17 protein-coding genes and 1 tRNA gene are annotated in these 18,486 nt (G+C 74.3%); 9 read left to right on the top strand and 9 right to left on the bottom strand.

Annotated elements, in window-relative coordinates:
- Positions 1-81 precede the first annotated feature (81 nt).
- The 4 genes from ACTJIY_RS13635 to ACTJIY_RS13650 form a co-directional block, all read right to left on the bottom strand.
- A complete protein-coding gene (locus ACTJIY_RS13635) occupies positions 82-2,649 on the bottom strand; it encodes a CHAT domain-containing protein (protein WP_440674329.1) in 2,568 nt (855 codons plus the stop codon).
- Positions 2,650-2,657: 8 nt separating this feature from the next.
- Complete coding sequence (locus ACTJIY_RS13640; RefSeq protein WP_375822272.1) at positions 2,658-4,463, bottom strand: S8/S53 family peptidase; 1,806 nt, start codon at positions 4,461-4,463, stop codon at positions 2,658-2,660.
- Positions 4,464-4,606: 143 nt separating this feature from the next.
- Positions 4,607-5,104, bottom strand: a complete 498-nt coding sequence (locus ACTJIY_RS13645; protein ID WP_170227215.1) for a hypothetical protein — start codon at positions 5,102-5,104, stop codon at positions 4,607-4,609.
- Positions 5,101-5,736, bottom strand: a complete 636-nt coding sequence (locus tag ACTJIY_RS13650; protein ID WP_440674328.1) for an RNA polymerase sigma factor — start codon at positions 5,734-5,736, stop codon at positions 5,101-5,103. The genes ACTJIY_RS13645 and ACTJIY_RS13650 overlap by 4 nt, the downstream gene beginning before the upstream one ends.
- Before the next feature lie 455 nt (positions 5,737-6,191).
- On the opposite strand from ACTJIY_RS13650, the gene ACTJIY_RS13655 reads away from it, so the two are divergent.
- Positions 6,192-7,514: a glycosyl hydrolase family 18 protein gene (locus ACTJIY_RS13655; RefSeq protein WP_440674327.1), complete on the top strand. Its 1,323-nt coding sequence runs from the start codon at positions 6,192-6,194 to the stop codon at positions 7,512-7,514.
- Between the two features lie 253 nt (positions 7,515-7,767).
- Here the strand turns inward: ACTJIY_RS13655 and rplA are convergent, their stop codons facing one another.
- From rplA to ACTJIY_RS13680, 5 genes are all read right to left on the bottom strand, one after another.
- Positions 7,768-8,484, bottom strand: coding sequence for a 50S ribosomal protein L1 (gene rplA / locus ACTJIY_RS13660; protein WP_047233800.1), 717 nt, complete (start codon positions 8,482-8,484; stop codon positions 7,768-7,770).
- A 156-nt stretch (positions 8,485-8,640) separates the two neighbouring features.
- On the bottom strand, positions 8,641-9,072 hold the full coding sequence (gene rplK, locus ACTJIY_RS13665) for a 50S ribosomal protein L11 (RefSeq protein ID WP_047233799.1): 432 nt from the start codon (positions 9,070-9,072) through the stop codon (positions 8,641-8,643).
- A 98-nt stretch (positions 9,073-9,170) separates the two neighbouring features.
- On the bottom strand, positions 9,171-9,986 hold the full coding sequence (gene nusG, locus ACTJIY_RS13670; protein ID WP_440674326.1) for a transcription termination/antitermination protein NusG: 816 nt from the start codon (positions 9,984-9,986) through the stop codon (positions 9,171-9,173).
- A 116-nt stretch (positions 9,987-10,102) separates the two neighbouring features.
- The gene (secE, locus tag ACTJIY_RS13675; RefSeq protein ID WP_440697244.1) at positions 10,103-10,360 is read right to left on the bottom strand and encodes a preprotein translocase subunit SecE; all 258 of its coding nucleotides are present in this window, start codon (positions 10,358-10,360) and stop codon (positions 10,103-10,105) included.
- Positions 10,361-10,490: 130 nt separating this feature from the next.
- Positions 10,491-10,563, bottom strand: a tRNA-Trp gene (locus ACTJIY_RS13680).
- A 206-nt stretch (positions 10,564-10,769) separates the two neighbouring features.
- On the opposite strand from ACTJIY_RS13680, the gene ACTJIY_RS13685 reads away from it, so the two are divergent.
- The 8 genes from ACTJIY_RS13685 to ACTJIY_RS13720 all read left to right on the top strand — a co-directional run bounded on the left by ACTJIY_RS13685 (position 10,770) and on the right by ACTJIY_RS13720 (position 18,480).
- Complete coding sequence (locus ACTJIY_RS13685) at positions 10,770-11,795, top strand: ABC transporter ATP-binding protein (protein ID WP_440674325.1); 1,026 nt, start codon at positions 10,770-10,772, stop codon at positions 11,793-11,795.
- Entirely contained in the window at positions 11,792-12,664 is an 873-nt protein-coding gene (locus tag ACTJIY_RS13690; RefSeq protein ID WP_440674324.1) for an ABC transporter permease, read from the top strand. The genes ACTJIY_RS13685 and ACTJIY_RS13690 overlap by 4 nt, the downstream gene beginning before the upstream one ends.
- The gene (locus ACTJIY_RS13695; RefSeq protein ID WP_440674323.1) at positions 12,651-13,970 is read left to right on the top strand and encodes a sensor histidine kinase; all 1,320 of its coding nucleotides are present in this window, start codon (positions 12,651-12,653) and stop codon (positions 13,968-13,970) included. Before ACTJIY_RS13690 ends, ACTJIY_RS13695 begins: the two co-directional genes overlap by 14 nt.
- Positions 13,967-14,638: a response regulator gene (locus ACTJIY_RS13700; RefSeq protein ID WP_439159289.1), complete on the top strand. Its 672-nt coding sequence runs from the start codon at positions 13,967-13,969 to the stop codon at positions 14,636-14,638. The genes ACTJIY_RS13695 and ACTJIY_RS13700 overlap by 4 nt, the downstream gene beginning before the upstream one ends.
- 100 nt (positions 14,639-14,738) lie before the next feature.
- A complete protein-coding gene (locus ACTJIY_RS13705) occupies positions 14,739-15,758 on the top strand; it encodes an adenosine deaminase (RefSeq protein WP_253055113.1) in 1,020 nt (339 codons plus the stop codon).
- Positions 15,759-15,812: 54 nt separating this feature from the next.
- The gene (locus ACTJIY_RS13710; protein ID WP_440674322.1) at positions 15,813-16,130 is read left to right on the top strand and encodes a hypothetical protein; all 318 of its coding nucleotides are present in this window, start codon (positions 15,813-15,815) and stop codon (positions 16,128-16,130) included.
- Positions 16,127-17,815, top strand: a complete 1,689-nt coding sequence (locus ACTJIY_RS13715) for a sensor histidine kinase (RefSeq protein WP_440674321.1) — start codon at positions 16,127-16,129, stop codon at positions 17,813-17,815. Before ACTJIY_RS13710 ends, ACTJIY_RS13715 begins: the two co-directional genes overlap by 4 nt.
- Entirely contained in the window at positions 17,812-18,480 is a 669-nt protein-coding gene (locus tag ACTJIY_RS13720) for a response regulator transcription factor (RefSeq protein ID WP_440674320.1), read from the top strand. The genes ACTJIY_RS13715 and ACTJIY_RS13720 overlap by 4 nt, the downstream gene beginning before the upstream one ends.
- The last annotated feature ends 6 nt before the right edge of the window (positions 18,481-18,486 follow it).

Consider the following 18,486-nt stretch of genomic DNA (forward strand, 5'->3'; position numbering starts at 1 on the left):
ACACGCCCATCGTACGGGACGTCGGCGGGTGCTCCAAACCGCGGTCGCGCACCGAGGCGCTGCCTCCGCTCCCCTGCCCGGTCAGAGCACCAGCGGCCCGAAGCACACGAGCGGGACGGGCTCGGGCTCGTCGGCGACGGCGCGGGCGAGCGCCGTCCCCGGCATGGCGCCGTCGCGCAGCTCGGCGTGGAGCGAGGGCATGACGCGCGCGGCGACGTCGTCGCGCAGCGGGGCGACGCTCGCGACCACCGCTCGCGCGCCGAGGCGCAGCAGCACGCTCGTCAGGCCGAGGGACTCGCCGCCGATGCGCGGCGTCGAGAGCCCCACCTCGCACGCCGAGAGGACCACGACCACGCCGTGCAGGTCGATCCCGTCCAGCTCGTGCGCGAACAGCGGGCCGTCGGCGAGCCGCAGCGAGGAGAAGAGCGGGTTGTCGGTCTCGTGCGTCCCGTGCGCCGCGAGGTGGACCACCCCGGCGCTCCGGAGGCCCTCGACCACCGCCTCGCACGTGGCGTCCTCGCCCGCGAGGGCCTCGGAGCCCTCCCAGACCGACGCGACGAGCTTGGCCTCCGCACCCGAGAACCGCAGCCCGGGGCCGGCGACGACGAGCGCCTCGTCGGCACGCCGCGTCGGGTCCCCGACCCGCAGGTCCACCCACGAGTTCGCCCACGTCCGTCGCCCGCGCCGTGACGGCAGAGAGGCCCACGGGAGCGCGAGCAGGAGGTCGCGCGCGGCGAGGTGCAGGTCGCCGTCGGCCTCCAGAGGGACGACGAGCGCGTCGTCGAGCGCGGTCAGGGTGCGCGTGAGCGACGCGACCGCCGCCTCCCGCATCGGGACGGGGATGAGCACGTTGGAGAGGACCGCGAAGTCGGCCCGCGCGCGGCGCACGCGCTCCGCGACCGTCGTGCGCGGCGCGAGCCGCACGAGCCGCGTCCCCGCCGCGGACACGCGGACGGCGAGGACGTCGTCGCCCTCGACCACGAGGTCGGCGACCACGGCGTCGGAGCCCGCCGCGGCGAGCGCGGCCCGGAGCCGGCGCTCCGTCGTGGCCAGCGGCGTGGCGGCCTCTCCCCCGTGCTGCCAGGCGCGGCGACGCGCGTCGTCCTGCAGCCGACGGGCAGACCGCAGGTGGTCCTGGCGACGGGCGAGGTGCGAGGGGTCCGAGGGCGCGCCGAGCGCGCGGGCTGCCTCGACCTCGCGGCGCGCCGCGGCGAGGAGGTCCGCGAGGACCGGGTCCGACGGAGGCCGCACACGGCCGGTGCCGGCGAACGCCGCGCGGCCGCGCTCGACCGCGTCGAAGATCGTCCCCGGGCGCCGCGTCCGCAGCGCCGCCGCCACGTCCACGTTGCCGAGCCGGACCCCGTGCACGGCCGACGCCGTCACCGCGTCCACGGAGCCGAGCCGCGCGCGGTGCTCGGCGAGGGCCGACTGGCCGCGCCGCACGGCCCGCACGCCGCCACGGCGGTCCCCGGCCGCGAACGCGAGCTGGGCGAGCACGGCCTCGTGCTGCAGCCGCACGGGCAGCGGGGCGCGGTCGAGCCGCCCGGGAACCTGCGCCAGGACGTCCTGCGCGGCGGGAACGTCCCCCGCGGTCACGAGCCACTCGGCCGCGAGGAGCTGGGCCGGGATCGTCACGCCGAGGCCGGCGGCTCCGCCGAGCGCCTCGCCCTCGCGCGCGAGGGAGAGCGCCCAGCCGGCGTGCCGCCGTGCCGTCGTCGGCGTCACGCCGTCCGACCGGTGCTCCGTGAGCGCCGCCTGCAGCTCGGCGACGCGGGCTCGCAGCATCCACGGGGTGTTCCCGAGCCGGTCGAACCGGCGCGACGCCGACCGGGCCAGGCGGCGGGCGTCGGCGTAGCGCCGCAGGCCGAGCACGACGCGCGACCGCACCAGCTCGACCTCGGCGAGGTCGCGCAGCATGCGGTAGCGCGAGAGGTGCTCGCGCGCCTCGCGCAGCGCGTCGTCGGCCTCGGTCAGCAGGCCGGCGTCGAGCAGGACCTGCGCGCGGTCGATCAGACCGACCGCGGCGTGCCGGTCCGGCGCCTGGTCGGCGGCCTCGTCCATCGCACGCAGCGCGACCGGGAGATCGCCACGGAGGTACTCCGCGTACCCGAGGTTGTGGCGCGCCTTGGAGACGAGGAGGTCGTCCCCGAGCGCGACGCCCCGGCGCACGGCGTCGTCCAGGTCGCGGCTCGCTCCCTCGGCGTCGCCGAGCTCGAGCCGCAGCGACCCGAGGTTCAGCATGAGCACCGCGGCGTCGAGCGGGCGCGCGTCGTCGACGCCCGTGGCCGCCTCCTCCATCTCGACGAGCGCCTCCCGCACGTCGCCCGTCCGCAGCCGGAGGAGCCCGCGCTGGGCGCGCACGACGAACTGCAGGTCGTACATGCCCAGGGCGGCCCCGCGCTCCTCGAGGAGCGCGAGCCGCCCGAGCGCGTCGTCCAGCGACCCGGACAGCTCGAACTCCGCGACGGCGCGACTCATGCCTGCCCGGGCGGCCACGTACACGGCCTCGCGAGTCGCCCCGTCCCCCTGCGCCTCGACCTCGGCGACGATCTCCTCGAAGGCACGGATCGCGCGCCGGTGGCGCCCACGGGCGTTCGTCGCCTGTGCGGCCGCCAGGCGGGACTCGAGCACCGCCTGGTTGCTGACCACTCATCACCTCATGCGTCGTCACCCGGGGTCGGGACCAGACCCGTCGCCAGGGTAATGGACGGCCACAGCCAGGCGCAGCGCTCGGGCGCACCCCGGCCCGGGTCCACCACACCGGGCGCGGTCGGATCGTCGGCGATGCGGTCGAGCAGCGTGGCCGCCAGCTCACCGGCGAGCACAGGTGCGGCGAAGGACGTCCCGCTCCACGTGGCGAACCCGCCCTGGAAGCCCTCAGGGTCGATCGTCGCGCGGAAGCCCGGGCCCCACAGCTCGCGCACGTGCCGGGACGGCGCGACAGCGCCGTCGATGGTCCGCGGGATGGTCGAGACCAACGAGGCACCGGGCCGGGTGCACGTGATCCACGGACCGTCGTTGCTGAAGAGCGACACCGTCCCGTCCGGGTTCTGGGCTCCTACGGCGAGCACCGGCGGCTCGTCCTCGGGGAGAGCGACCCCGTCGAACGGGACGGGCGGGCTCACCTTCCGGTCGATGCGCGGGGCGAACGCGGCCGGGTAGGTCGGCCGGGTCTGCCCGTCGTTGCCCGACGAGACGACGACGATGACCCCGTAGCGACGGAGCGCTCGGATGAGCGCTCCGAACGGGGCGTCGAAGTCGGCGTCCTCGGGACGCTCGTGGTAGTAGCCGAGCGAGAGCACCAGGACGTCGATCGGCGCGTAGCCGTCGCGGCCCGTCAGCCCGAGGACGTGCCAGAGCAGCAGCCTCCGCAGCGAGCGGAGGAGCTCCCGCTCGGGGACGACCCCCGACCCTCCGTAGAGACGCGGGGCGAGGATGACGGCGTCCGGGCAGAGCTGGTGGACGAGGCCCGCGATGAAGGTCCCGTGCCCGGCCACGGCGTCGAGCGGCCCGGTGAGCGGCGAGACCGAGACGCCTCCGATCTCGGGATCCTCGTACGGGTACTCCGTCGGGGGGAGGGTGGAGAGGGGCTGCCCGAGGAGCTCCGGGTCGCGCACGACGACCGTCCCCCGCGTCTCCAGGTCGTCGTCGAACCACGGGTGCTCGCCCACGCCGGTGTCGAGCACCGCGACGACAGGACGCCGCACCCCGTCGCCCGACACGTAGGGGTTCGCGCCGGCGGGAAGCCTGCGCCGCGGCACGGGGCCGATCCAGCTCACCGGTGTCCGTCCGCCGGATCCCGGCACGGCGTACTCCGCGGTCCCCGCACCGAGCGACTGCGTGTACGGCAGCGGCTGTGTGTACGGCAACGGCTGCGTGTACGGCAGCGGCTGCGTGTACGGCAACGGCTGCGTGTACGGCAGCGGCTGCGTGTACGGGAACGGCTGGGTGTAGGGCTGGCCGCCGATGAACGGCGTCGGCGCGATCATGTGGTCCAGAGCGAGCCGCGGGCTGCACCCGTCGTCGGGGCACAGCCGCCCGCGCAGCTCCTCGATCAGCCCCCAGGCATCGGGGAGCGCGCCCTGGCGGTCGTCGCGGTAGTGCAGACGCACGGAGTAGCCGAACGTCTTGAGCAGGTCGCGCGTCGTCTCGGGGTCGAGGTCGGCCTCGCGCACGAGCTCGGCGTCCTCGATGCTCTCCTCCTGCACCTCGACCCGGAGCCCGCGGTCGGCCGCCGCGCGCTCGAGCCACCGGAGCGAGCGGTTGCCCTCGCGGTCGAACGGCGACTCGGGGATGAGGATGCGGTCGCCGACATACCACGTCGGGTGGGGGGACTGCTTCCCCGCGCGGCGCGGCGCGCTGACCGGGTCGATCGTGCGCGTGCGCCACTGGAGCCGGTTCGGCCTGTCGCCGTAGTAGCCGGGGCCGGTCACGTCGACGGGGGGTTCGGGGGTCTCGCTCACGTGCTCCTCCTCGAGGGATGGCGTTCAGTCGGTGCCGCGGGCGTCGACGTCGACGGGCGCGGCCGCGCACGGGTGCGCGGAAGGGGGTGGGGGCGGGACGCCGTCGTGCCGCGGGCGAGAGGTCGCCCGCGGCACGAGGGCGGCTACAGCTCGACGACCGGGGTGCTCACGGCGCCGCCGGCGCCGTCGGCACGGCGCACGACGAGGCTCGCCGGGCCGCGGTCGACGGCGTCGAAGACGAAGCGGCCGTCGTCGTCGCTCGTGGTCTCGCTGACGGTGCCGGGACGGTGCAGCTCGACGCGCAGCGCCGTCGCCGGGGCGGCCCAGCCGTCGATGCGGATGCGTCCGTCGTCGGTCGCCGACAGCGAGATCATGACCGTGACGGACTCGGACGTGAACGTGATGGTGCGCGCCTCGACGGGCGGCGCGTCGCCCCGCACGGACATCTCGGGGACCTGGACGTACTCCAGCTCCATGACCTCGGCCTCGAGCCCGGCGAGGGTGATCGCGAACAGCGACCGCTCCACGAGGCCGTCGGGCACGGGGTCGATCTCCTCGGCGATCCGCGCCAGCTCCGCGAGCAGCGCGAGGTCGACGGCGTCGAGCGGCTCGTCGGGGCTGTGCGTCGGCTCGGTGCTCATGATGCTTCCCACGATTCCCCCTGGTCGTCGATGATGTCGCGCAGCTTGGCGAGGCAGCGACCGCGCGTGGAGCCGATGCTCCCGACGGGCATGCCGATCGCGGCCGAGATGGCCTTGTAGTCGGGTCGGTCGGCGAGCGACACCAGCCGCAGGAGCCGCCGGCAGCGGTCCGGCAGCTGGTCCAGCGCGGCCCACAGCGAGCGGTCGCGCTCGTTGCGGAGCACCTCGACGTCCGGCGTCGGGTCGCCCGAGGGGAGCTCCGGCACTCCCTCGTCGGTGTCGTCGGGGAGCTCGGTGCGGCGCTTCGCCTCGTCGCGGTGCTTGCGCACGGCCTCCCACGCGGCGCGCTTGGCCGTGATGAGCAGCCACTTGAGGACGGCGTGCGGCTCCTTGATCGTCATCGCGTTGCGCACGAGCGCGACCCACACGGTCTGGACGATGTCGTCGGCCTGCTCGCGCTCGACGCCCTGGGCCCGCACCGTGTGCCAGAGCAGGGGCGTCGCCTCGCGGACGAACTCGCCGAGGGCGTGGGGGCGACCGTCGCGGTACTCGAGGAGCGCGAGCGCGCCCCGGTCCCCCAGGCTCAGCCCGGGTTCGTCGGTGTCGGGCACCTCGTCGGTCGTTCTCGTCATGGGGGGCACTGTCCTCGGCACGCTCGTCCGTCCAGGCATCAGCGGGGGGTCCCCGGAAGCGCCTGATTCTATGGCCGGGCCGGTGGGGTCGACAACCATCGTCACTGGTCACACCCCTCCTGGCTCGTGCGGCTGCGTCCCATCTCGCTCCTTCGACACGCGGGTCGGAGCGTCGGCCGACACTCCTCCACCGGGACGAGAGGGACGGGTCACCCGTCTGATACATCCGTCGCCCATCGTTCGTCGCGACGCCGCCCACCGGCCTCAGGATCGCCGTCGGGCCGGGTCGCCGTCTAGGTGTTCCCCCGTATGCCGGGCCCGGGAACTGCCGGGGAATCCCTCATGCCACGGGACGCCACGGACTCCTAGCGTGCAGGGCGACCCCTGCGCCCACCGCGGGTGCGGACCGGCGGGGCCGCGACGTCGCGACCCGCCCGAGCACGAGGAGCACTTCCGTGACACCAGTCCTCTCCGGCCGCGCGCGCGGCCGTACCGGGCGCGCGCTGCGCGCCCTCGCCACCGTCGTCGCCGCCGCGACCGTCGCGGCGGGCGGCGCCCTCGCCGCAGCGCCCGCGACCGCGGCGCCCGCGCCGGCCGTCGCCGCACCCGCCGACGCGGCGTCGGGCAGCACGCAGTGGCTCACCGGCTACTGGCACAACTTCGACAACGGCTCCGTGACGATGCGCCTGTCGGAGATCCCGCAGGCGTACAACCTCGTCGCGGTCGCCTTCGCCGACAACCTGGCCGGAACGCCGGGCGGCATCACGTTCAACCTCTCCAGCGCGGAGCTGGGCGGCTACACCGAGGCGCAGTTCAAGGCGGACATCGCGACGATCCGCTCGCAGGGCCGCAAGGTCGTGCTCTCCGTCGGCGGCGAGAAGGGCAACGTCATCGTCTCCAACGCGACGGAGGCCAAGAACTTCGCCGACACCGCGTACGGGCTCATGCAGGAGTACGGCTTCGACGGCGTCGACATCGACCTCGAGCACGGCATCAACGCGACGTACATGTCGAGCGCGCTGCACCAGCTCTCCGCGAAGGCCGGCCCGAGCCTCGTCCTCACGATGGCGCCGCAGACGATCGACTACCAGGCGACGAGCATGGGGTACTACCAGCTCACCCTCGCGATCAAGGACATCCTCACGATCGTCAACACCCAGTACTACAACTCGGGCTCGATGATGGGCTGCAACCAGCAGGTCTACTCGCAGGGCACGGTCGACTTCCTCACCGCGCTGTCCTGCATCCAGCTCGAGATGGGTCTGCGCCCCGACCAGGTCGGCATCGGCGTGCCCGCGGTCCAGAAGGCCGCCGGCGGTGGCTACCAGCCGCTCGCCAACGTCGTGAAGGCCGTCGACTGCCTCGAGGTCGGCACCGGCTGCGGTTCGTTCAAGCCCGCGACGCCGTACGGCAAGATCGGCGGCGTCATGACCTGGTCGATCAACTGGGACAAGACGAACAACTACCAGGTCGCCTCCGTCATCGGCTCTCGCCTCGCCAGCGGCCCGACCACGCCGACGGACCCCACGGACCCGACCGACCCGACCGACCCCACGGACCCCACGGACCCCACGGACCCCACGGACCCCACGGACCCGACCGACCCCACGGACCCGGGCACCTGCACCGCCCCGGCGTGGTCCGCGTCGGCCGTCTACACCGGCGGCAACCGCGTCTCCCTCCAGGGCCACACCTACGAGGCGAAGTGGTGGACGACGAACGAGAACCCGACGCAGAGCGGGCAGTGGGGCGTCTGGAAGGACCTCGGCGCCTGCTGACGCCGTCCCGCTGACCCACGACGGGCCGGGCGTCGCACCGGAGGTGCAGCGCCCGGCCCGTCGCGCCTCTCCTGGTCCCCTCTGCTGCCGAACCCGGGATCCTTCCCGAGAGACGACCGATGCCGGGGAGGGATCCCGGGCTCGGCGTTGGTGGCAGGGCGCGTACGGAGACGCACGATGGCGCGACACCCTCGCAGGGTGCCGCGCCGTCGTGCGTGGTGCGGGTGGGAACCACCCGCGGGGAGGACTGCCGTCAGGCGGCGTCGTCCTCCAGCAGCTTCGTCGTCTTGGACTGGTCCAGCGGGATGCCGGGGCCCATCGTCGTCGTCAGCGTGGCCTTGGTGATGTACCGGCCCTTCGAGGACGACGGCTTGAGACGCAGGACCTCTTCGAGGGCCGCCGCGTAGTTCTCCACGAGCGCCTTCTCGTCGAACGAGACCTTGCCGATGATGAAGTGCAGGTTCGCGTGCTTGTCGACGCGGAACTCGATCTTGCCGCCCTTGATGTCGGACACGGCCTTCGCCACGTCCATCGTCACGGTGCCGGTCTTCGGGTTCGGCATGAGACCACGGGGACCGAGCACCTTGCCCAGGCGGCCGACCTTGCCCATGAGGTCCGGCGTCGCCACGGCGGCGTCGAAGTCGGTGTAGCCACCGGCGACCTTCTCGATGAGGTCGTCGCCGCCGACCTCGTCGGCACCGGCCGCACGGGCCTCCTCGGCCTTCGCCGCGTTCGCGAAGACGATGACGCGGGCCGTCTTGCCCGTGCCGTGAGGCAGGTTGACCGTGCCGCGGACCATCTGGTCCGCCTTGCGCGGGTCGACACCCAGGCGGAACACGACCTCGACGGTCGCGTCGTACTTCACGGTCGACGTCTCCTTGGCGAGACGGACCGCCTCGAGCGGCGCGTAGAGACGCTCGCGGTCGATCTTCTCCTCGGCGTTGCGGTACGCCTTGCTGCGCGTTGCCATCTGCTTCTCCTTCTGCAGTCGTGGTCTGCGGGTCCGCGCGGACCCTGCCACTGCCGTCCACGGTCGTGGACGGACGGTCTTGGTGTGCCGAACCCCGGATCGCTCCCCAGGAGGTCGTGACCGTGGGGAACGATCCAGGGGTCGGCGGGGAGGGCGTCAGCCCTCGACGGTGATGCCCATCGAGCGGGCCGTGCCCGCGATGATCTTCGACGCGGCGTCGAGGTCGTTCGCGTTGAGGTCCTCGAGCTTGGTCTGGGCGATCTCGCGCACCTGGTCGGCGGTGATCTTCGCGACCTTGACGGTGTGCGGCGTGGCCGAGCCCTTCTGCACGCCCGCGGCCTTCTTGATGAGCTCCGCGGCCGGCGGGGTCTTCGTCACGAACGTGAACGAACGGTCCTCGTAGACCGTGATCTCCACGGGGATGACGTTGCCGCGCTGCGACTCGGTCGCCGCGTTGTAGGCCTTGCAGAACTCCATGATGTTCACGCCGTGCTGACCGAGCGCGGGGCCGATCGGCGGGGCGGGCGTCGCCGCACCGGCCTGGATCTGGAGCTTGATGAGGCCGGAGACCTTCTTCTTGGGAGGCATGACTCTTCCCTGACTTTCTTCTCGTGGGCCGACGCCGTGGGCGATGACCCGGTTGCAGTACTGCGCTCACGCGCGCACGGCCGGTGCCGTGCGGCGCGTCAGATCTTGGCGACCTGGTTGAACGACAGCTCGACCGGGGTCTCCCGGCCGAAGATGGAGACGAGGACCTTGAGCTTCTGGTTCTCGACGTTGATCTCGGAGATCGTGGCGGGCAGCGTGTCGAACGGGCCGTCCGTGACGGTGACCGACTCGCCGACCGTGAAGTCGACCTCGACCGGAGCCTTCGCGGCGGCCTGGGCGGGCTTGCCGGGCTCCGGGGCGGGGGCCAGCATCGGCGCGAGCATCGAGAAGACCTCGTCGAGCGTCAGCGGCACGGGCTGGTGGGTGTGTCCGACGAAGCCGGTGACACCCGGGGTGTGGCGCACGGCGCCCCACGACTCGTCGGTGAGGTCCATGCGGACGAGGACGTAGCCCGGGATGCGCACGCGTCGGACGATCTTCTTCTGCGCGTTCTTGATCTCGGCCACCTCCTCCATGGGGACCTCGATCTGGAAGATGTAGTCCTCCATGTTCAGGCTCTGGATGCGGTTCTCCAGGTTGGCCTTCACGCGGTTCTCGTAGCCCGCGTAGGAGTGGATGACGTACCAGTCGCCGAGCTGCGTGCGCAGCGTGCGCTTGAACTCCGCGACCGGGTCCTCGATGACGTCGCCGTCCTCGTCGGCGGGGCGGTCGTCCTCCGACGCCTCGTCCTCCGACGCGTCCTCGTCCGCCTCGTCGACCGCGGCGTCCGCGTCGGCCGTCTCGTCAGCCTCGTCGACCGCCGGGACGTCCGTGGTCTCCTCGACGTCGTCCTGGGCACCCTCGGGCTGCGTCGGGTCGACGTTCTCCGTCTGGTCCAGCGACTCCTGGGACACGAACGAACCTGCTTTCTGACGAACTGCTCGATGACTTCTTCTGGAAGCGCCGACGGCGCCCCGAGGGGCGCCGGAAGCCGTGGTGAGGCCCGGCACGACCGGGCGGAGGGGGCTCGCTAGCCGAAGACCCACATGACGGCCTTGCCGATCCCGAGGTCGAGCACGGTCACGAAGGCCATGACCACGACCACGAAGACCAGGACCACCGTCGTGTAGGTGATGAGCTCCGAGCGCGTCGGCGTGACGACCTTGCGGAGCTCGGCGACCACCTGGCGCACGAACAGGGCGATGCGCGCGAAGATGTTGGGCTTCTTGTCCGCGGACGGACGGCCCTTCTTCTTCACCTCGTCGGCGCGTGCGCCGCCTGCACCCACGGCCTCTGACGGCGATTCGCTCACTCGTTCTTCCCCATCGCTCACGTGCGGGACCTGCTCGAACCCTCGGTGCGACCCGGTGCCGGGCCGCGCGTGGTTCCCGGGAAGGTCCCACGAGAGCCACGCCGTGCAGGGTAGACAGGACTCGAACCTGCAACCTGCGGTTTTGGAGACCGCTGCGCTACCAATTGCGCCACTACCCTTCGTGCTCGACGACGCCGTACGAGCCCCCGGCCCCGGGACGAAACACGCGTCTCGGGCGCGGGCCAGCGTGGCGGGCGTCAACCACCGAGGGATCACTGTACGCGACGCGCGGCCCCTGGTCGAACCGCCGTCCACCGATCGGTGGACACGAGGTCCGGACGAACGGCCGTCGCGGGCGACGGAGCCTCGCCGACAGGCTGGTCCCATGACGACGACATCCCTCCCCACCGGCTCCCCCACCGCGGGCGCCCGGCAGAGCGGCCCGGCCGTCGAGGTCCGTGGCCTGCGCAAGAGCTACGGCGCCAAGCGGGCGGTCGACGGCGTCGACCTGCGGGTCGAGCGCGGCGAGATCTTCGCCGTCCTCGGGCCCAACGGCGCCGGCAAGACGACGACCGTCGAGATCCTCGAGGGCTTCCGACGCCGCGACGCGGGCGAGGTCCTCGTGCTCGGCGAGGACCCCCAGGCCGCCGGCCGCGCCTGGCGCTCGCGCATCGGCGTCGTGCTCCAGGACTCGCGCGACCAGGCCGAGCTCACGGTCGCCGAGATCGTCCGGCACTTCGCGACGTTCTACCCCGCGCCGCGGGATCCGGACGAGGTGATCGACGCCGTCGGGCTGCGCGAGAAGGCCCGGACCCGCACGCGCCAGCTCTCCGGCGGCCAGCGTCGCCGCCTGGACGTCGCGCTCGGCATCGTCGGGCGTCCGGAGCTGCTGTTCCTCGACGAGCCGACGACGGGCTTCGACCCGCAGGCCCGCCGCGCGTTCTGGGCGCTGGTCCGCTCGCTGCGCGAGGACGGCACGACGATCCTGCTCACCACGCACTACCTGGACGAGGCCGCGCACCTGGCCGACCGCGCGGCCGTCGTGCGCGCGGGCCGGGTCGTCGCGCTCGACGCGCCCGACCGCCTCGGCGGCCCGGACGCGCGCCGTCCGGAGGTCCGCTGGCTGGACGACGGCGCCTGGCGGTCGGAGCGCACCGACTCCCCCACCGCTCTCGTCGCGTCCCTCGCCGCGCGCTTCGCCGGTCCCGACGGCGAGGTCCCCGGCCTCGCGGTGACCCGCCCGAGCCTGGAGGACGTCTACCTCGAGCTCATCGGCGAGCCGACCACGGCACCCGCCGCCCCGCCCGCCCGCACGCCCGCGCCTGACTCCCCCGACTCCCCCGGCGCGCCCGCCGGGGACCGCACGCCCGACGGCACGACCGCCGTCGTCCCCGAGGAGGCCCGCAAGTGACCACCGCCCCGACCGCCGCCCGGTCCACGCGCTCCGCCCGACCCGCCGCACTGCCCCGCGCCGGCCGGCTGGGGATCGAGCGCACCTGCGCGGAGCTGCGCGCGTTCTTCCGCGAGCGCGACGCCGTGATCTTCATCTTCACGTACCCGCTCATCATGCTCGCGATCTTCGCGACGGTGTTCGACGGGCAGGACCAGGGCACGGCCGCGTACTCCGTGCCGTTCGCGCAGTACTTCCTGCCCGGCATGATCGCGACCGGCGTCATGCTCACGAGCTTCCAGTCGCTCGCGATCTCCATCGCGGTCGAGCGCGACGACGGCTCGCTCAAGCGGCTGCGCTCCACCCCGCTGCCGCCGTCCGCGTACTTCTACGGCAAGGTCGGGCTCGTCCTGCTGACGTCGGTCGTGCAGACCGGTCTGCTCCTGGCGCTCGCCGCGACGGTCTACGACGTCCCCATGCCGTGGGAGATGCCCGACGGCGGCGCGCGGCTCGCGACGTTCGCGTGGGTGTTCGTGCTCGGGTGCGCCGCGGGCGCGGTGTGCGGGGTGGCGTTCTCGTCGCTGCCGCGGTCCGGCAAGTCCGCGACGGCGGTCGTCACGCCCGTCGTGCTCGTGCTGCAGTTCATCTCCGGGGTCTTCTTCGCGTTCTTCGCGCTGCCGTCGTGGATGCAGACCGTCGCGTCGCTGTTCCCCCTCAAGTGGATGGCGCAGGGCATGCGCTCGGTGTTCCTCCCGGAGCAGGCGGCGGCCCTCGAGCCGTCGGGGTCGTGGCAGCACGGCGCGAGCGCTGCTGTACTGGTCGCATGGCTGGTCCTGGGGCTCGTGGTCGGTGCACGCTCGTTCCGGTGGCGGCGCCGTGACGACGGCTGAGACGCCGTCGCCGGGCGGGGCGGTCGCGGGGGTGGTCGACACCGCCGACGCCGCGACCGCCCAGCTCGACGGCACGTGGGCGCGCGACGTGCGCTGGTGGGACGTGGCGTTCTCCGTCATCGTCGTGCTCAGCGCGCTCGCGCTCCTCACCGCGGACGTCCGCGGTACGGCGCTCGCGGTCTCGCTCGCGGCGGTCGCCGTGATCCTCGTCGGATACCTCGGCTGGGGACGACGGGCCGCGCGGACGCGGGACCAGGTGACGGCCCACGTATACCTCGTCGTCGCGGTCGCCTGCACGCTCGTCGTCGTGGGGCAGGACGCCCTCGGCACGCTCCTGCTGTTCGCGGTGTTCACGCAGATCTGGATGCTCTCGGAGCACCTGTGGGCACAGGTGGTGCTGTGCGTCGCGCTCGCCGCGGGCACCGCGCTCGCGCTCGCGTTCGACCCGGCGACGGGCCGGGTCGAGCCGGACGAGCTCGCGAGCTCCGCCCCGCAGATGGGGGTCGCGCTCGCGTTCGCGCTGAGCCTCGGGCTGTGGACGGCGCACACGATGCGCCAGGCGGAGCGGCACGCCCGTCTGGTCGACGAGCTGCGCGCGACGCAGGCCGAGCTCGGCCGCGCCTCCCACGAGGCGGGGGTGCTCGCCGAGCGCGAGCGCGTCGCCCAGGAGATCCACGACACGCTCGCGCAGGGGTTCACGAGCGTGGTCATGCTCGCGCAGGCCGCGAGCGCCGACCTCGACCGGGGCGCCGCCGACGCCGCGCGCGAGCGGCTCGCGCTCGTGGAGTCGACGGCGCGCGACAACCTCGCCGAGGCGCGCGCGCTCGTCGCCGCCTCGGCCCCCGCACCGCTGCAGGGCGGCACGCTGAGCGAGGCCCTGCGCCGGCTCGCGGGCCGGTTCGCGGAGGAGACCGGGACGCGCGTCGAGCTCACGGCGCCGGAGGCCCTCCGGCTGTCGAGCGCGGACGACGTCGTCCTCCTGCGGTCCGCCCAGGAGGCGCTCGCGAACGTCCGGCGGCACGCGGCTGCGGCGGCCGTGCGCGTGGACCTCCGGCAGGACGCGGAGGGGACGGTCCTCGAGGTGTCCGACGACGGGCGCGGCCTGCCCGCGGACGCGTCGGGGTTCACCGAGGGCTACGGGCTGCGGGGCATGCGGGAGCGCGTGGCGGCGGAGGGCGGGAGCCTCGAGGTGGGGCCGGCTCCCGGCGGCGGGACGTGCGTCGCGGTGCGTCTGCCCGCCGGCGCGTCGCCGGACGGACCGGCCACGGGCGCGCGCGCGACGACGCGGGCGGGAGACGTGCGATGAGCCCGACCGGGGACGGCGTCGTCCGGGTGCTCGTCGTGGACGACCACCCGGTCGTGCGCTCGGGGATCACCGGCATGCTGGCCGCCGAGCCCGACCTGGAGGTCGTCGGCGAGGCGGGCGACGGCGAGCAGGCGGTGGCGCTCGCCCGCGAGCTGGCGCCCGACGTGGTGCTCATGGACCTGCGGATGCCCGTGCTCGACGGCGTCGGCGCGACGGCAGCCATCGTCGGCGCGCCCGGCCGGGGCGCGGGGCGCGGCGGCGCGGCCGGCGGCCCGCGCGTCGTCGTGCTCACGACGTACGAGACCGACGCCGACATCCTGCGCGCGGTCGAGGCGGGGGCCACCGGCTACCTGCTCAAGGACACGCCCCGCGACGAGCTGGTCGCGGGGGTGCGCGCCGCGGCACGCGGGCAGACCGTGCTCGCGCCGAGCGTCGCGACCCGGCTCGTCACGTCGGTCCGCGGGGCGGACCGGCTCACGGACCGGGAGGTCGAGGTGCTGCGCCTCGTCGCGCGCGGGCTGTCGAACGCGGCGGTCGGGCAGGAGCTGTTCATCGCGGAGGCGACCGTGAAGACGCACCTGCTCCGTGCGTTCGCCAAGCTCGGGGTGGACGACCGGACCGCCGCGGTGACGGTCGCCATGCAGCGCGGGTTCCTCACCGGGACCTGAGCCGACGTCGCGCGGGGCGGGGCCCGCGCCGGGGGCGGACCGCCGTCGGGCCCCGGCCCGTGCCGACGCGCGGGCCGGGTCCGCGTGACAGACTCCCCGTGTGCGAGACCTGGCGACGCTTCCCAAGGCCCACCTGCACCTGCACTTCACCGGGTCGATGCGCCCGGACACGCTGCGCGACCTCGCCGCGCAGTACGGCGTGCGGCTGCCGCACGCGCTCGTCGACGGCGACCCGCTCCGGCTCCCCCCGACCGAGCGCGGCTGGTTCCGGTTCCAGCGCCTGTACGACGCCGCGCGCGCGTGCGTGCGCTCGGAGGCCGACATGCGCCGCATCGTGCTGGAGGCCGCGCAGGACGACGCGGCCGAGGGGTCGGGGCGCCTCGAGATCCAGGTGGACCCGACGTCGTACGCGCCGTTCGTCGGCGGCATCACCCCGGCGGTGGAGATCGTGCTCGACGCGGCGCGGTCCGCGAGCGCCGCGACGGGGACGGAGGTCGCGGTGGTCGTGGCGGCGTCGCGCATGCGGCACCCGCTGGACGCGCGCACGCTCGCGCGCCTCGCGGCGCAGTACGCGGGCGAGGGGGCGGGCGAGGTCGTGGGGTTCGGCCTGAGCAACGACGAGCGCCGCGGGGACACCGCGGAGTTCGCGCGCGCGTTCGCCATCGCGCGGCGCGCCGGGCTCGCGTCCGTGCCGCACGGGGGCGAGCTGCTCGGGCCGGCGCACGTGCACGAGGTGGTGCGCGAGCTCGTCCCGGACCGGCTGGGCCACGGCGTGCGGTCCGCGGAGGACCGGCACGTGCTGGACGACGTCGTGGACCGCGGGATCGCGCTCGAGGTGTGCCCGGCGTCCAACGTCTCCCTCGGGGTGTACGAGGACGCCGGTCAGGTGCCGCTCGGGGCGCTCGTCGACGCCGGGGCCCGGGTCGCGCTCGGCGCGGACGACCCCCTGCTCTTCGGGTCCCGCCTCGTGGCGCAGTACGAGACGGCGCGCCACGAGCACGGGTTCTCCGACGACGAGCTCGCCGCGCTGGCGCGGTCGTCGATCCGGGCGAGCCGGGCGTCGTCGGGCACGAAGGAGCGCCTGCTGGCCGGCGTCGACGACTGGCTCGCGGGAGCCTGACCGGCCGCCTCCTCTTCTCATGTGCGTCTCATCCTGCTCTCGGATACTGGGGCCATGACTCGCCGGACCGTCGCGTGGCTCGTGGGGGTGCTCGTGCTCGCCCTCGGAGGCGCGGCCGCCGCCGGTGCGCTGGCCGCGCGCCCGCAGGACCGGGAGATCGGGGGCGCCGTGGTCGTGACGCCCGCTCCCGCCCCGCCGACGACCACGCCCGCCCCCTCGCCGACCGCCTCCGACGACGACCACGACGGGGACGACGACGACGGGGACGACGACGGGGACGACGACGACGACCGCGTGACGCCCGCCCCGCCGTCGAGCGACGACGACGATGACGACGACGACCGCAGCGGCTCCGACCGGGGCGACGGGTGAGCGGCCGGACGCGCCGCGCGGGGCTGACCGTCCGCACCCGCATGCTCGCGGCGTTCCTGGGGCTCTCCGCCCTCGCGCTCCTCCTCGCCGGCGGCGCGGCCTGGTTCCTGCAGCGCGGGCAGATCGACGCGCGCATCGACGAGAGCCTGACCCGGAGCGCGAACGAGCTCGCGCAGCTCGCGGAGTCCGGGGTGAACCCCGTCACGGGCGAGCCCTTCACGTCCGCCGAGGACGTCGTCGTCGCCTCGATCCAGCTCACGGTCCCCGCGCACAACGAGGGCATCCTCGGGCTGCGCGAGGGCCGGACGCCGCTCGTCTCGCAGCAGGAGGTACGGCTGCGGCTCGAGGACGATCCCGAGCTCGTCGCCACGCTGTCCCCGCTCGCGTCGGGCGACGACGTCGTGCTGCGCTCCCCGCGGACCGCGACGGCCGAGTACCGCGCCCTCGTCGCCCCGGTCCACACGGTCGGCGGCGCGGGCGCCGTGGCCGGCCAGGAGCCCGCGGCCCTCGTGCTCGCCTACGACCGCTCGGCCGAGCACGCCGAGTTCGCGCAGGTCTTCCGGACCTACGCGGTCGTGGCGCTCGGCGCCCTCGTGCTCATCGGCGTCGCGGGGTGGGCCGTCGCCGGGCGCCTCCTCCAGCCGATCCGCACGCTGTCACGCACCGCGCAGGACATCGGCGAGACGGACCTGTCCGCGCGCATCCCGGTGACCGGGAACGACGACCTCTCGGACCTGTCGCGCACGGTGAACGGCATGCTCGACCGGATCGAGGGGGCGTTCGACTCGCAGCGGCGGCTCATCGACGACGTCGGGCACGAGCTGCGCACCCCGCTCACCGTGGTCCGGGGGCACCTCGAGCTCATGGACCCGCACGACGCCTCGGACGCGTCCGAGACGCGCGACCTCGCGCTCGACGAGCTCGACCGCATGAACCGGCTCGTCGACGACCTCGTGACGCTCGCGACCGCCGGTCGCCCCGACTTCGTCCGCCCGGTCGACACGGACCTCGGCCGCCTCCTCGACGACGTGCACGACAAGGTCCGGACGCTCGGCGAGCGCCGCTGGCTCGTCGACGCGCGGGCCGACGTCGCCGTGCGCGCCGACGCGCAGCGCCTCACCCAGGCGCTGCTGCAGCTCGCCGCCAACGCGGTGAAGTTCTCGGCTCCCGGGTCCGTCGTCGCGCTCGGCTCGGCGGTGTCCGACGACGGCACGCGCGTGCGCGCATGGGTCCGCGACGAGGGCGTCGGGATCGCCCCCGAGCAGCAGGCGCGCGTCTTCGAGCGGTTCGCCCAGGCCACCACGCCCGGAGCCGCCCACCCGGAGGGCGCCGGGCTCGGCCTCGCGATCGTCGCGGCGATCGCGGAGGGCCACGGCGGCCGGGTGCTCGTCGCGTCGACGCCCGGCGTCGGGTCGACGTTCACGCTGGACCTCCCGCTCGTCCCGGTCGTCGCCGCGTCCCCCGACGCGGCCGGCCCGACGCCCGGGCCGCACGGCTCCGCGCCCGGACGACCCCCCGCGCCTGCCCCGGTGGCGCCCACCGCGCCGACGGTGCCCAGCGCGCCGTCCGCCGCCACCCCGTCGTTGCCCCCGCCCGACCCCGGGCCGCCGGTACCGCCGGACGCGGCTCCCGACGACCGCCGTCCGCCCTCGTACCCCGCCCCCGACGGAAGGACCACCCGGTGAGCCAGATCCTCGTCGCCGAGGACGAGACCCGCATCGCGTCGTTCGTGGCGAAGGGACTCCGCGCGGCGGGATACGCCAGCACGACCGTCGCGACGGGACGGGAGGCTCTCGACCTCGCCGGCACCGGTGACTTCGCGCTCCTCGTGCTCGACCTCGGCCTGCCCGACCAGGACGGCTTCACCGTGCTGCGCCGCCTGCGGGAGACGGGCAACGCGATCCCCGTCATCATCCTCACCGCGCGCACGTCGGTCACCGACACCGTCGCCGGGCTCGAGGGCGGCGCCGACGACTACATGGCCAAGCCGTTCCGGTTCGAGGAGCTGCTCGCGCGCATCCGGCTGCGCCTGCGCACCGAGCCCGCGGGCGAGGTCACGGTGCTCACGCACGGCGCCCTGAGCCTCGACCTGCGCACGCGCCGCGCGCGCACCGCCGAGCGCGAGGTCGACCTCTCGGCGCGCGAGTTCGCGCTCGCCGAGGCGTTCCTGCGCAACCCCGGCCAGGTGCTGAGCCGCGAGCAGCTCCTGTCGCGCGTGTGGGGGTACGACTTCGACCCCGGCTCGAACGTCGTCGACGTGTACGTGCGCTACCTGCGCAACAAGCTCGGCGCCGAGCACTTCGTCACCGTGCGCGGCATGGGCTACCGGCTCGCCGACGTCGCCCGCTGACCTGCG

Source organism: Cellulosimicrobium sp. 22598 (assembly GCF_052044445.1).
Taxonomy (GTDB): domain Bacteria; phylum Actinomycetota; class Actinomycetes; order Actinomycetales; family Cellulomonadaceae; genus Cellulosimicrobium; species Cellulosimicrobium cellulans_G.